Source organism: Hyphomicrobium sp. CS1GBMeth3, from assembly GCF_900117455.1.
Classification (GTDB): Bacteria; Pseudomonadota; Alphaproteobacteria; order Rhizobiales; family Hyphomicrobiaceae; genus Hyphomicrobium_C.
Map to the genome: position 1 here is coordinate 1,684,969 of NZ_FPHO01000003.1, position 13,616 is coordinate 1,698,584.

The 13,616-nt window shown below is 65.1% G+C and carries 10 protein-coding genes; 9 read left to right on the forward strand and 1 reads right to left on the reverse strand.

Features of this window, described 5'->3' with window-relative positions; genetic code table 11:
• Window positions 1-408: 408 nt before the first annotated feature.
• Genes exbB through CS1GBM3_RS15235 form a run of 3 tightly spaced genes read left to right on the forward strand, consistent with a single transcriptional unit; the run spans window position 409 to window position 2,827 of the window.
• Entirely contained in the window at window positions 409-1,530 is a 1,122-nt protein-coding gene (gene exbB / locus CS1GBM3_RS15225; protein ID WP_139247939.1) for a tonB-system energizer ExbB, read from the forward strand.
• Between the two features lie 8 nt (window positions 1,531-1,538).
• Entirely contained in the window at window positions 1,539-2,027 is a 489-nt protein-coding gene (gene exbD, locus CS1GBM3_RS15230) for a TonB system transport protein ExbD (protein WP_072396311.1), read from the forward strand.
• Entirely contained in the window at window positions 2,024-2,827 is an 804-nt protein-coding gene (locus tag CS1GBM3_RS15235; RefSeq protein ID WP_072396312.1) for an energy transducer TonB, read from the forward strand. Before exbD ends, CS1GBM3_RS15235 begins: the two co-directional genes overlap by 4 nt.
• 379 nt (window positions 2,828-3,206) lie before the next feature.
• Here CS1GBM3_RS15235 and CS1GBM3_RS19850 read toward each other — a convergent pair whose 3' ends face one another.
• Entirely contained in the window at window positions 3,207-3,587 is a 381-nt protein-coding gene (locus CS1GBM3_RS19850) for a hypothetical protein (RefSeq protein WP_171946508.1), read from the reverse strand.
• A gap of 261 nt (window positions 3,588-3,848) precedes the next feature.
• Here CS1GBM3_RS19850 and CS1GBM3_RS15250 point away from each other — a divergent pair, with 261 nt between their 5' ends.
• The 6 genes from CS1GBM3_RS15250 (at window position 3,849) to CS1GBM3_RS15275 (ending at window position 13,549) form a co-directional block, all read left to right on the forward strand.
• A complete protein-coding gene (locus CS1GBM3_RS15250) occupies window positions 3,849-5,558 on the forward strand; it encodes an efflux RND transporter periplasmic adaptor subunit (RefSeq protein ID WP_083567643.1) in 1,710 nt (569 codons plus the stop codon).
• A 65-nt stretch (window positions 5,559-5,623) separates the two neighbouring features.
• On the forward strand, window positions 5,624-8,749 hold the full coding sequence (locus tag CS1GBM3_RS15255) for an efflux RND transporter permease subunit (RefSeq protein WP_072397561.1): 3,126 nt from the start codon (window positions 5,624-5,626) through the stop codon (window positions 8,747-8,749).
• A 24-nt stretch (window positions 8,750-8,773) separates the two neighbouring features.
• A complete protein-coding gene (locus CS1GBM3_RS15260; RefSeq protein WP_072396316.1) occupies window positions 8,774-9,181 on the forward strand; it encodes a hypothetical protein in 408 nt (135 codons plus the stop codon).
• Between the two features lie 348 nt (window positions 9,182-9,529).
• Window positions 9,530-11,386: an AsmA family protein gene (locus CS1GBM3_RS15265; protein WP_083567645.1), complete on the forward strand. Its 1,857-nt coding sequence runs from the start codon at window positions 9,530-9,532 to the stop codon at window positions 11,384-11,386.
• A 78-nt stretch (window positions 11,387-11,464) separates the two neighbouring features.
• Window positions 11,465-12,298: a HesA/MoeB/ThiF family protein gene (locus tag CS1GBM3_RS15270; RefSeq protein ID WP_072396318.1), complete on the forward strand. Its 834-nt coding sequence runs from the start codon at window positions 11,465-11,467 to the stop codon at window positions 12,296-12,298.
• Window positions 12,299-12,355: 57 nt separating this feature from the next.
• Window positions 12,356-13,549, forward strand: a complete 1,194-nt coding sequence (locus CS1GBM3_RS15275; RefSeq protein WP_072396319.1) for a metalloprotease — start codon at window positions 12,356-12,358, stop codon at window positions 13,547-13,549.
• The last annotated feature ends 67 nt before the right edge of the window (window positions 13,550-13,616 follow it).

Sequence of the window (13,616 nt, forward strand, 5' to 3'; positions counted from 1 at the left end):
GCGCCTGGCCGATCAGTGGGATCTGCGCGGCTGGAAGAGACCGCCTGAGATCAAGCAGGTCTTATGCCAGATGTCGATGCTGCGATTGCTGGGGAAAATGTGGCGCGAGCATCGTTAGTAATCCGGAGACATTCCCGTTTTGCCTAAAAGACAGGCTCACCATAAGCCAGGGCGTCCGTTGCGACGGCAGGGCCGTTCCGGTAAATGCATATTCCGGAAGCAGCGGGGACGGTGGCGCACAGCCGCGACCACAAGTCCGACCCCCAATCGCAGTCAGAACGCGACAGATTTGCACAGGCCGCAAGGAGCGGTCCGGGTTGCTTTTTTGCGGCATAATATTGACAGGGCTAGTATAGTTTAATTTATGTCCTCGCAATCTCGGTCATCAGCTCGGCGGACCCTTGAATCATGATGTTTTGTTCTTCGAAAGTTCCTGGTGCTCGCTACAGGACAGCGCATTCGGCAGGCGTTGTTCTGGCGGCGATACTGGCGGTAGTTGGGCCGTCGCGTGCGCAGGAGCCCGTTCCGCCGCCGTCGGATGTGACGCAATCGCAGCCGGCTCCGGCCCCGTCGACCTCTGAAACGCCCGCCGCAAACGAGGCTGCGCCAACCCCGCCGAGTGCGCAAACGGAGCCGGGCTCACCACCCGCTTTCGCGCCGACCGCACCAGCGGCCGACGCGGCTCAGCCAACCGATGCGCCGTCCGACGCGAGCCCGGTTTTGAGCCAGCCGTCGGAGCCGGCAGCGTCCGCGGCAACTGACGCCGACGTTGCCCAGGATGGGGCGGCTTCGACTGAAGCAGCTCCCGCATCCGGCCAGCCCGCCGCAGGTCCACAGCTGCCGCACGATTTGTCGCCGTGGGGCATGTACATGCAGGCCGACATCGTCGTGAAGGCGGTGATGATCGGCCTCGCCTTCGCCTCCGTCGTCACCTGGACTGTGTGGCTGGCGAAATCGCTCGAGCTGTCGTGGGCCAAGCGCCGCGTCACGCGCGCCTTCTCGAGCATCCATGCCGCGTCGAGCCTTGCCGAGGCCGCTCAGCGCCTGCAGGGCCAGAAGGGCATTGTCCTGGGATTGATCGAGCACGCCGCGGTCGAGCTCTCGCTTTCGGCAGACCTATCCGACAAGGACGGCATCAAGGAGCGCGTGTCCTCGCGGCTCGATGGCCTCGTCTCGGCGGCCGGCCGTGACATGAACCGCGGCACGGGCGTGCTCGCCACCATTGGCTCGACGGCGCCGTTCGTCGGCCTCTTCGGCACCGTCTGGGGCATCATGAACAGCTTCATCGGCATCGCGGAAACGCAGACGACCAACCTTGCCGTCGTCGCGCCGGGCATCGCCGAAGCACTCCTTGCGACGGCCATCGGCCTCGTTGCCGCCATTCCGGCGGTCATCATCTACAACCACTTCGCGCGCCAGATCGGCGGCTACAAGGCCATGATCGCTGAGGCTTCGGCTGAGGTCATGCGGTTGGTGTCCCGCGATCTCGACCGCGGTCTCAGGATCGCTCGGCCCCGCGCGGCGGAATGAGGTGACCCATGGCCGGACGTCTCGAAGACGGCGATGACCTCGCCGAGAACCATGAGATCAACGTCACGCCGTTCATCGACGTGATGCTCGTGCTCTTGATCATCTTCATGGTCGCAGCCCCGCTCTCGACTGTCGACGTTCCGGTCGATCTGCCGGTCGCCAGCGCGAAACCGCAGAAGCGTCCGCAGAAGCCGCTGTTCCTGACCGTCAAGCAGGACATGACGCTGGCGTTCGGCAACGACACCGTCACGCGCGGCCAGCTCGGGAGCGCACTCGACGCGACCACGGGATCTGACCGTCAGCAGCGTGTGTTCCTGCGCGCCGACAAGACCGTTCCCTACGGCGAGTTGATGGTCGTGATGAACCTTTTACGCCAGGCCGGCTATCTCAAGGTCGCGCTCGTGGGCCTCGAGGAGGTTCCGACGCCAAACACTGCGCAGCCGGGCCAGCCGCAACCTCCCGCACCCTCCGGATCAGGAGCTGCCACCAGTCCATGAGCAACACCTTCGAGCTGCTGCAGTCCTCGTGGCACGGATGGCGCCGCTGGATCGGCGCCGGACTGCTCGTGCTGACGCTGCACGTCGGCGGGGCGACCGCAGCTCTTTGGAACTGGGAGCCGGAGGAGTTCGAAGAGGACCCTGAAGGCGCGATGATGGTCGAGCTGGCGCCGATGCCCATCGCGCCGGCCGAGGAACGCATCAATTTGGCACCCGGACCGCTCTCCGAAGACTCGGTGCCCGTACCGCCCACCGAGGAGGTGAAGGAAATCACACCAGAAGAGCTTCTTCCTCCCGTCGAGGAATCGCTAAAAGCGCCCGATCCCGAGGTGGCTCTCGAGAAGATAAAGCCGGTCGAGGAGAAGGAAGAGGAAGAAGAGAAGAAGCCGCAGGAGGAAGTGCAGGCTCAGACCGTCGCCTCCGTCGCCGCCGCGCCGCCGCCGATCGAGGCCGCTGAAAAAGGGCCGAAGCCCGCCGCGCCTCGCCAAGGGAATTCGCGCAAGCCCAACCAAGCCGAGCTCTCCTGGCAGCGCGCCCTGAACCTGCATTTGAGCAAGCACAAGCGCTATCCGGGTGAGGCCCGCAGTCGCCGCATCCAGGGCGTCGTGATGGTCAGTTTCTCCGTCGACGGCAAAGGGCGCGTGAAAAACGCCCGCATGGTGAATGGCTCAGGCTCCCCGCTTCTGGATGACGAGGCACTCGAGATGCTGTCGCGCGCAAGCCCGATTCCGGCGCCGCCGAACATGACCGCGGCGGACGTGCGCGAGTTCACAATGCCGATCCAGTTCAACATCCGCTAATCGCTGCCAGCCACCCGGGCCGTTGAACGTCGCCATCGACCGCGCGCTTCGGGCGCGCTGCAACCCACCATCCTGGCGCTGGCCGGATTGTCGGTCGCGACATCAGGCGACGAGCGCCGCTACGCCCGCACGCTGGATCCGCACCGGGCACCGGTGACGCGCGACCTAGTCTCCCTCACCGTAGCCGCGGACGACTGCATGACGGCCGACGCAGCCGCCACGGCCCTCGTCGTTTTTGGGGCCCGACGAAGGCCCGGCCTTCGCCGCAGAGCATCGCCTCGCGGCGCGTTTCGTGCGCTTCGACGGTCGCTATCTGAACGAAACTCTTAGCCCTGCCCTGGTGGCGATGCTTGACTGAACTTCACAACGCCGCCACATCTTAGGCATACAAGTAAAGCGGCAGGTCGGCTTGACCGACTGCGAATCTTCGGGTTTTTCGTTTGTTATGCGCCGTTTGGCTCGCCAGGCCCTGAGTTTCCTGATGGTCGCCGCCGTTCTCGTGGCCGGCGGCCTGAACGGCTATGGCTCCGCGTTGGCGGCTTTCGACAAGCATGAGCACGGTACCCATGGCCTGCACGATCACGGTGCCCACGACCACGCGGGTCATCATGATCACGTCGACGATAGTTCGGATGTCGCCGATGCAACGCAGGATGGCGACGACCCGTCCTCGAAGTGCGGCCTGTGTACACACTTTCACGTGCATGGATGCTGCACCTATGCAGTGCCTGCCGCAGATCTCACCTTGAAGCTGGCCCATCGGCACGACTCCGTTCCGGTCGCTGCCTCGCACATTCCGCTTGGCCAGCTCGCAACCCCTCTTTTCCGCCCGCCGCGCGCCATCGCCTGACCATGCCTTCCATCGGCTGCATTCGGCAGCGGACGCGAGGCATTGCGACAGGCAACCGATAGGCGCGGTGATGTGCTGCCTCTGGCTCTCGCGATCTGCGTAGCCGGGCGAAAATAACGATCTCCCACCCGTCGCGTTGCTCGAGACTCCTCAAGGATTCCGAGGCGCCAAATGACCCGTTCTGCCGTTACGGCACTCATATTGATGTTTTTCACTGCCTTCGCCGGCCCCGGCCACGCTCATGGAGATGGCGGGCATGGAGAAGCAAGCGCGACCGCGGCACCGACAGTGCCGAGGGTCGTCGCAGAAGGATCGGACATAGAACTCGTCGCGACAGCCGACGGGCACACGTTGACCATCTATCTCGATCGCAAAGATACGAACGCGCCGGTCGACGGGGCGACGGTCGAAGTGATGGGCGAAGGCGTCCCCCAGGCCTCCGCAAAGGCGGTCGGCAATGGTGTGTACGCGATCGAGGGCGAGTGGCTGGATGAGCCCGGCAGCAAGGCGCTGACCTTCGTCGTCACGGCCGACGGCGTGCCGGACCTGCTCGCAGGCGTGATCGCGATCCCTGCTGAAGCGTCGGATGACCACGGCTCCGCATCCTGGTGGTCGACGCTGACGACGCGCCCGGAGTTGTGGCTGCTGGCGCTCACCATCGGGCTCGGCGGCTTCTTTCTGAGCTTCGCGTTCCGCCCGGTGCGCCTTTCGCCGGACGACACAAGTGCTCCTGCCGCCGTGCCGCCGTCGCGGAAGTTCAAGAGCGCGGCAGAGATCGTCCTGATCGCGGCGGTGGCCGCAGCCGCCCTCCCCGACCGCGTGCGCGCCCACGAAGACCATGATCTCGGCAGGCCGGCGGCCCCGGCGCAAGCCGGCGGCACTGCGCCGGTCAAGCTGCCCAACGGCGAAGTCTTTCTGCCCAAAACCACGCAACGCCTGCTGCACGTGCGCACGGCGCCAGCCGTCGTCGAGAAGGCCCAACCGTCGACGGAGCTTGTGGGGACCGTCATCGCAGATCCGGCTCACGAGGGTCGCGTACAGGCACCGATGGACGGCCAGATCGAGCTCGGCAAGAACGGCGTCTCTTTTGTTGGCCAGAAGGTGAAAGCCGGAGATGTTCTCGCCCGGCTGGCGCCAGCCATGCCGGTTTACGAGCGCGGCACGCTGGCCCAGGTCACGGCCGACGTTGAAGGCAAGCTGCGCATCGCCGAGCAGAAACTCGCACGGCTCACGCGCATTTCCGGCGATTACATCCCCCAACGCGAGATCGACGACACCAAGACGGAGATCGAAAGCTTGCGCGCCCAAAAGCGCGTTCTCGAACCGAAGAACGCGGAGCGCATGGAGCTCACGGCCCCCGTTTCGGGCATCATCTCGTTGGCAACCGTGCGCGCTGGGCAAGTCGTCTCGGCGCGTGACACGTTGTTTGAGATTGTCGATCCGAAACGCATCTGGATCGAAGCCATCGGCATCCCGGGAACGGATGACGAGAACGCCGTTACCGAAGCAACCGCAGTCGACGCCGAGGGCCACAAGATCCCATTGACCTTTGTGGGTCGCGCGCCCGCCCTGCGCCAGCAGGCCCTCCCTCTCCTGTTCCGTGTCGACGAGCCACACGCTTCGCTTGGCATCGGTGCCACGATCAAGGTCCTGGTCCGCCATGGCGCCCCTGTTGAGGGCATCATTGTCTCCGATGGAGCCGTCGTGCGCGCCCCGAACGGCCTGTCGCAAGTGTGGGTCAAGGTGGCGCCAGAGCGTTTCGCCCCGCGCACGGTGCGAACCGTGCCGCTCGATGGCGAACGCGTCGTGGTGACGGCCGGCCTCGAAAAAGGCGACCGCATCGTCATCAAGGCGGCTGGCCTGATCAATCAGGTGCGGTGAGGAGAGCGTGCGCCCGGATGGCCCAGCAGTGGTTGTCCGCGCGATGCAACGCAAAGGAAAAGCTCATGTTCAACGCAATTGTTCGCGGCAGCCTTGCCAACCGGCTCCTCGTGTTCGTGGCCGCCATTGCGGTCAGCATCTATGGCCTGATCACGCTCGCCCGCCTGCCCGTCGACGTGTTTCCTGATCTCAACCGACCGACCGTGACGTTGATGACCGAGGCGGAAGGGCTTGCGCCGGAAGAGGTCGAGCAGCTGATCACCTTCCCGATCGAGACCGCCATGAACGGCATGGCGGGAGTCTCGCGCGTGCGCTCGGTTTCGGGCGTTGGCCTCTCGATCGTCTACGTGGAATTCGACTGGTCCGCCGAGATCTACCGCGCGCGCCAGCAGGTCGCCGAGCGCCTGCAACTCGTACGCGAGCAGCTTCCGCCGAACATCTCGCCGCAAATGGGACCGATCTCATCCGTCATGGGCGAGATCATGCTGCTCGCCATGTCCAGCCAGAAGCCAGACGTCGTCGATCCAATGCAGTTGCGCGAGATCGCCGACTTCACCGTGCGTCCGCAACTGCTGACCGTGCCCGGGGTATCGCAGGTCATCCCCATTGGCGGCGAGGTTCGCCAATACCGCGTAGTCCCCGATCCGCGCCGTATGACAGGGCTAGACATCAGCTTCGAGGCCATCGAGCAGGCCATCAAGTCATTTGGCGCCAACACCGGCGGCGGATTCGTCGACCAGAAGACGCGCGAGTACCTGATACGCAACATCGGCCGCTCGACGCGCATCGATGACCTCAGAAATCTCGTCGTTACCTATCGCAACGGTCAGGCGATCACCCTGAGCCAGGTCGCGGACGTCGATTTCGCGGCCCGCACCAAGCGCGGCGACGCGGGCTTCAACGGCAAGCCGGCTGTCATCCTCGGCGTGCAGAAGCAGCCTGGTGCCGACACCGTCACTATCACGCGCGAGATCGAGCGCGTATTGCCAGAGTTGCAGCGTGTGATGCCGGACGGCGTGAGTGTTGCGGACATCCAGTTCCGCCAGGCGACGTTCATCGAGACGTCGATAGACAACGTGAAGCGGGTGCTGGTCGAGGCGCTGATCGTGGTCGCCATCGTCTTGTTCGCCTTCTTGCTTAACTGGCAGACGACGCTGATCTCTTTGCTCGCCATCCCGCTCTCGGTGTTGACTACGGTCATCGTGTTCCAGTTCATGGGGCTTTCGATCAACACCATGACGCTCGGCGGATTGGCCATCGCCATCGGTGCGCTGGTCGATGACGCCGTGGTCGACGTCGAGAACATCTATCGCCGTCTCGGGCTGCACCGCCTCGCGGGCGGGCGCGACCGGCGCTCGATCGAGGGGGTCGTCGGCGACGCCTCGATCGAGGTCCGCACTGGCATCCTGTACGCGACGGCGATCATCGTGCTCGTGTTCCTGCCGCTGTTCGCGCTCTCGGGCATCGAAGGCCGCCTGTTTGCCCCGCTCGGCATCGCTTTCATTATTTCGATTCTGGCCAGCCTTTTGGTTTCGATGACCGTGACGCCGGTACTCTCCTATTGGCTGCTGCCGCGCATGAAGAGCCTTGCGGAGCACGAAAGTCCACTTCAGCGCGTATTGAAGCGCTGGCAAAAGAGTGGCCTGGAATGGTGCTTCGAGCGGCCCACCTTCGTCATCGGCATGCCGGTTGCGGCCGTGCTGGCGGCCGTCGTAGCCGGATCGATGTTGCCGCGCGCCTTCCTGCCCGCCTTCAACGAGGGCACGGTCCTCGTCGGCTTATCGCTCGAGCCCGGCATAAGTCTCGCCGAGTCGGACCGCATCGGCCGCTTGGCCGAGATGATCATAGCAGCCGTGCCGGAGGTGCATTCCGTCGGTCGCCGCACCGGGCGCGCCGAACTCGACGAGCACGCAGAGGGCGTGCACGTGAGCGAGCTGGACGTGGACTTGAAACGCTCCGAACGCAGCCGCGAGGAGGTTCTCGCCGATATACGCGGACGCCTCTCGGTGTTGCCGACTTCGATCACCGTCGGCCAGCCCATCGCCCACCGTCTCGACCACATGCTGTCGGGCGTGCGCGCGCAGATCGCGCTCAAGATCTACGGCGACGATTACGACACGTTGCGTGCACTCGCGGCCGACCTCGAGACGCGCCTGCGCCGTATCCCCGGCATGGTCGATCTGCAGACCGAGCGTCAGGTGCGCATCCCCGAGCTGCAGGTTCGCGTCGATTACGAGAGGGCGAAGCGCTACGGGCTGAACCCGAGCACGATCACCGAGCAGCTTGAGACGCTCTCCAACGGCCGCGTCGTCTCGGAGATCATCGACCAGCAGAAGCGCTTCGACGTCGTGCTGCGCCTGTCGGATGCCGATCGCACGACGCGCGCGCTCGGCGACATGCTGATCGAGAGCCCGGCCGGCCGCATCCCGCTGCGGGCCGTAGCCGACGTCACCGAAACCGACGGTCCGAACCAGATCCTGCGCGAGAACAGTCGCCGACGCATCGCCGTGCTCGCGAACACGGATGGCTCGGACATGGCACGCATCATCGAGGCCGTCCGTGCTGAGATCGCCTCCGCTCCGCTGCCGCAGGGCTACTTCACGCGCCTCGAAGGCCAGTTCCAGGCGCAGGAGGAAGCCTCGCGTCTCATCGCGCTGCTCTCGCTGGTCTCGCTCGCGCTGATTTTTGTCGTGCTCTACACGCGCTATCGCTCGACCGCGCTTGCCCTGATCATCATGGGCAACGTGCCGCTGGCGCTGATCGGCAGCGTGGCAGCGCTATGGATCGCAGGCCAGCCGTTCTCCGTCGCGAGCGCCATCGGCTTCATCACGCTGACCGGCATTGCCACCCGCAACGGCATCCTGAAGATCAGCCACTACATCAACCTCACGCTGTTCGAGGGCGAGCGCTTCGGCCGCGAGATGGTGATCCGCGGCACGCTCGAGCGCCTGACGCCCGTCTTGATGACGGCGCTCGCCGCCGGCATCGCACTTCTGCCGCTGATGATCGGCGCCGACGAGCCGGGCAAGGAGATCCTGCATCCGGTCGCGATCACGATTTTCGGCGGCCTGTTCACAGCCACCATGCTCGACGCGTTTCTGACGCCGGTCCTGTTCCTGCTGTTCGGCAGGAAGCCGCTGGAGCGGTTGCAAGCCGAGCAGGCCACTGCCGTTCACGCCGAAGCCTTCTAACCCAGATCACAAAGGAGTTTTTTGATGATCAGACCATTCGTTGCCGCTCTTGCCGCGCTCGCCATCGGTGCGGGATTTGCCTTCGCCGACGAGGGGCACGACCACGACCATGGCAAGGGCCATGATCACTCGGCGAAGCACGGTGGCATCGTCGAGCACACGGAGCACCATCATTTCGAGCTCGTCGCCAAGGGCGGCACGCTCGAGCTCTACATCACGCATGAGGACGGCGATGCGGAGGACACAAGTCGCGCCAAAGCAACGGCCACCGTGCTCGCCGACGGCAAGACCGAGCAGGTCGCGCTTGCCCCGGCCGGCGGGAACGCACTCAAGGGCTCGGGCGGCTTCAACGCCGGCAAGGGCACGACCGTCGTTGTGTCGCTCACCATGCCAGACCACGAGCCCGAACAGGTTCGCTTCAAGCTCGACTAAGTCGGGAGGGAGGACCGTACCCAGCGGTTCTCCCATCCTGTCACGTCACGTCTTCATCTGGCCCAAATCCTGCCTCTTAATCACCGTGAGTGACGAGGTCACATATTGCGTTGCGCCATTCTGCGCTCCCGCTCCTCACGATGCTGAGGAACTACGATTTTGGGAGCGAGGCCGCAGGTATTTGATGTGTCAAGCTATTCCATTGATCCATCGCAAGTTTGAGCTGTCATGGTGTATTGCGCACCCGGATTGCGTTCAGTAAGAAATGAGGCGCCGATCTCTGAGGGGGGCGGCCGATCTCTGTGACTCTCACGCTTTGAATGCCTTCTTGTGCGGGACAGCGGCCTGATGACCGGCAAAGCTGATAGGCGTCGCCCATTGCTTGTGGCGATCGGATTGATCGCTGCGATCGGCGCAGCCTTGGTGGCGCCCGTCATGGTCGGAGCGCGCAAGGGTGAGCCCATTCCCGGCACCACGGTGCGTGCGGACTCGCGCGAGAGGCTGGCCATCACCGCGCCGATCGCGTTGTTCCAAACCCCCTCTGTTGTCCTCGAAAAAGGAACCGTCGCGCTGGTCGGTCCCGCGGCGGGCGAGAACCGCATCGGCGCACGGCTCTACGCACTGATGACGGGCGGCACGGCGGATCTCGTTCTCGATGGCGCCCGGCTGATCGTGGACCGCCGCGGTCAGTCTGCAGCCTCCGAAACCTCTGCTTCGCCGGCGGCGTCCACCACACATGCGGATGCGCCCGCCTTGTCCGAGGATCTCCGGCCCGTCGCTGCTTCTCTTTCCGCCTTCAAATTCCGCAGCCTCACGATCCTGGACTCGACGCTGGTCTTCGAGACGGCGAGCGGAGGTCAGGAGACGGTTTCGCTCGTGAACGTCGAGGTCGCTCCTGCCCGCGGGGGCCTTCTGAATATGAAGGGGCAGATCGAGTTTCGCGGCGAGCCGCTCACCGTCGACCTCACGGTCCCGGATCCGCAGACGGTTGCTCCTGGCACCCCGGCGCAGATTCGTGCCGCGGTAAAGGGCGAGCACGTCGCGCTGGCATTCAATGGCCGCCTCACCTCGGGAGACGTGGCACAGCTCACGGCCGACGGCGCCGAGCTGTCGATCACGGATTTACGCTCGGTTGCGGACTGGGTCGGCCTGTCGTGGCCTAGCGGGCCGGGCCTCGGCGCCTTCAGCGCACGCGGTCGCCTGACCCTGGATGAACGCTCGGCGTCGTTCGAGCACGCCGAGTTCACGCTGGACGGCAATGCCGCAACGGGCGCCTTGATGATGAAGCTCGGCGCCGAGCGACCGTCCGTCGAGGGCACGCTGGCATTTTCGGCGTTCGACGTCGCGCCCTACGCCACGCCCTCACGCCCGTACGCCCTGGCATTGGCGTCCGACTGGGTCTCGAGCCTGCGTGTTCCTGGTCTCGTCTCGCCTTCTTTCCTGCGCGATCTCGATGCTGATATCCGCCTCTCGGCCGCGTCCGTGACCAGCGGCTCGGATCGCCTGGGGCGCGGCGCCGCGAGCATCTCGGTGCGCAATGGCAAGCTCTACGGCGAGATCGTTGAGCTGGAGCTCGAGCAGGGCGGACGCGGAGAAGGCCAGTTCACGATAGATTCCACGGGGGCCGAACCGCTTTACACGCTGCGTACCGAGCTCAATGACATCGATCTGGCAACCGTCGCCGCGCCGCGGCTCGGGCCGGCTGCCCTGGACGGCTTGGGCGACATCCGCCTCGACGTCCGCGCCTCAGGCTCGAGCGAAGCCGACATCGCGAAATCGCTGGCCGGAACCATTGCACTCGACATGAGCGAGGGCGGCCGGGTCGGGCTTAATCTCGAGGCGCTTCCGGCTGCAGCCGCTGCCGCACCGGCGCCCCCGACCGACGGCTGGCGCGCCGTCGGTGCCGCCACCACGACCGTGAGCACGCTGACGGCGCGGTTCACGGCTGCCAACGGCGCCCTCACCACCGACAAAGTGGAGGCGACTGTCGACGAGCGCGTGGTCACCGCCACGGGAAGCGTCGATATCGACAAGGGCGCCGTCGATCTCGTACTCTCGATCACGCCGGCGCCAGCCGCCGCTGGGGCATCCAACAAGGCCCTGGGAGCGTTTAAGATCGAGGGGCCTTGGTCCGCGCCCACGATCAGCCCGGCCGTGCCTGGCAAAGCCGCCGACGCCACGCCCACCAGCAAGGATCCCGGCTAACGGCATCGGGGCGCCCGGCAACAAGCCGGTCACGGAGACGCCGCGAGCCGCAGGCGTCCGTTCACGAAAGCGAAAGCGATGGCACTCACGCCGGAGGAAATTCAGCGCTACAAGCGCCACCTCGTGCTGCATGATATCGGCGGCCAAGGGCAGGCGAAGCTCAAGGCTGCGCGCGTTCTTGTCGTCGGCGCGGGCGGTCTCGGCAGCCCCGTGCTGCTCTACCTTGCCGCGGCAGGCGTCGGCACCATCGGTGTCATCGACGATGACGAGGTCTCTCTCGACAATCTGCAACGGCAAATCGTGCACGCGACGGACACGGTCGGCGTGCCGAAGGTCGAGAGCGCACAACGAACCCTTGCCCGCCTCAACCCGCACGTCGTGGTCGAGCCGCTCAATATCCGCCTTGATGCGGAAAACGCCGCAGACATCATCGGCCGCTTCGACGTAGTGGCCGATGGATCCGACAACTTCGCCACGCGATACCTCGTCTCCGACGCCTGCTATTTCGCCCGCCGCCCGCTGGTCCACGCCGCGGTCGGCCCGTTCGACGGCTATCTGACGACGCTGAAGCCGTACGCAACGGCCGGCGACAGCATGCCGTACCCGAGCTATCGCTGCATTTTTCCCGAGGCGCCACCTCCGGGGACGGTGCCCAACTGCTCGGAGGTTGGCGTCCTGGGCTCGGTGGTCGGCGTGCTTGGCACGCTGCAGGCAACGGAGGTCATCAAGGAGATCACAGGCGTCGGCGAGACCTTGGCCGGACGGCTGCTGCTCTACGATGCCAAAGAACCCCGCTTCGAGACCGTGCGTGTCGCCTGGGATCCCGACAACCCGTTGACAGGACGCACCCCGACGATCCGGGATCTGTCGGGACACGCGGCAGCCAATAGTGTTCCTGCCGGAACTGAATGAGGCCGCCTTCCGGGACATGTTGCTTCGGCCTCCGAGACCAGCGATAAGCCTTTCCCGATGACCTTCCTGGCCGATCTCCTCCTGAGCCTCTACTTTTTTGCGCGTGGCCTCGTGGATGCGCTGCTTGGCCGCCGCCGTCGGCGCTATGTCAACGCGATTGCGATCAGGGCCCCGCGCGACGTGGTCTGGAGCGCCGCCTCCGCCAGCTCGATCACCTTTGAAGGTCTCGTCCCCATCGAGATCAGGACGGCGCTACGCCCCGGCTCGACCGAGATTTACGAGGGTACCGTTCGCGTTGGTGATACCGAATTTCCGATGGCCTTCCGGGAGGTCGAAAGCAGGCCGCCCGTGGGCCAGGTTATCGAGGTGCTGCGGGAAGGCAGCGCGCCCAACATCGCGCCCGGCACCGATTATTTCGTCGTCTGCACGCTCGAGGAAGACGGCGACGGCACGGTGATGACCACCGCGCACGAGCTGACCCACGAAACGTTCGCCAGCCGTTTTCTCATTCCGCTCGGAGCCCGCCAGAATAGCCGCCGGCTGCGCGACTACTGCGAAGCCAAGGTCGGCGCGCCACCGCCTGCAAGGAACCGGCTAGGCGCCGCACTCGTCACAGGAGCGCTGACTTACGCGAGCTTCGGCTACCTGTTCGACTGGATCTTCGCCGCGATCCTATTGCTCTTGCTGATCGTGCACGAGGCGGGCCACGCGCTCGCCATGCGCTGGGTCGGGCTTCCTGTGCAGGGGATCTACTTCATCCCGTTCCTCGGGGGCGTCGCGGTCGCCGCCGCCCCGCACCGGAGCGAAGGCGAACGCGGCTTCGTTGCCTTGATGGGCCCCGGCCTGAGCCTGCTTTCCACCGGCGCGTTCCTCGTCACGGCCTATGCCACAGGTGAGCAGCTCTTTCTGCATCTGGCGTTTGCGAGCGCGGTGCTGAACGGTCTGAACCTCGCGCCCGTGCTGCCGCTCGACGGCGGCCACGTACTCGATTCAGCGCTCTCCGCCTCGGATCCCGAGTTCGTCGCCATCATCAACATGTTGGCGCTGATGATAGGGATCGGCGCCTCGGTCTACCTCGGATGGTATGTCCTCACCGTCCTCTTGCTGCTGACGGCGCCGGTACTGGTCCACTCCGGCAAAGCGAAGCGACGCGCGGAGTTGATCACGCCAGCAGGACGCAACTGGCTGGTCGCAGGCTACTTGGCGACAATCGCCTTCTACGTCGCCGTCATCGCTCACTACATGGCATAGAAAAGCCCATGGCCGGCGCGACAGCCGGGCCATGGGCGGAAGCAGTCAGATCGTATCGACGTCAGGT

Bases quoted from the DNA above. Each gene is read 5' to 3' on its own strand.
- exbB (WP_139247939.1), top strand. From the start codon at position 409: ATGATGTTTTGTTCTTCGAAAGTTCCTGGTGCTCGCTACAGGACAGCG.
- exbD (WP_072396311.1), top strand. From the start codon at position 1,539: ATGGCCGGACGTCTCGAAGACGGCGATGACCTCGCCGAGAACCATGAG.
- CS1GBM3_RS15235 (WP_072396312.1), top strand. From the start codon at position 2,024: ATGAGCAACACCTTCGAGCTGCTGCAGTCCTCGTGGCACGGATGGCGC.
- CS1GBM3_RS19850 (WP_171946508.1), bottom strand. From the start codon at position 3,587: ATGGGCCAGCTTCAAGGTGAGATCTGCGGCAGGCACTGCATAGGTGCA.
- CS1GBM3_RS15250 (WP_083567643.1), top strand. From the start codon at position 3,849: ATGACCCGTTCTGCCGTTACGGCACTCATATTGATGTTTTTCACTGCC.
- CS1GBM3_RS15255 (WP_072397561.1), top strand. From the start codon at position 5,624: ATGTTCAACGCAATTGTTCGCGGCAGCCTTGCCAACCGGCTCCTCGTG.
- CS1GBM3_RS15260 (WP_072396316.1), top strand. From the start codon at position 8,774: ATGATCAGACCATTCGTTGCCGCTCTTGCCGCGCTCGCCATCGGTGCG.
- CS1GBM3_RS15265 (WP_083567645.1), top strand. From the start codon at position 9,530: ATGACCGGCAAAGCTGATAGGCGTCGCCCATTGCTTGTGGCGATCGGA.
- CS1GBM3_RS15270 (WP_072396318.1), top strand. From the start codon at position 11,465: ATGGCACTCACGCCGGAGGAAATTCAGCGCTACAAGCGCCACCTCGTG.
- CS1GBM3_RS15275 (WP_072396319.1), top strand. From the start codon at position 12,356: ATGACCTTCCTGGCCGATCTCCTCCTGAGCCTCTACTTTTTTGCGCGT.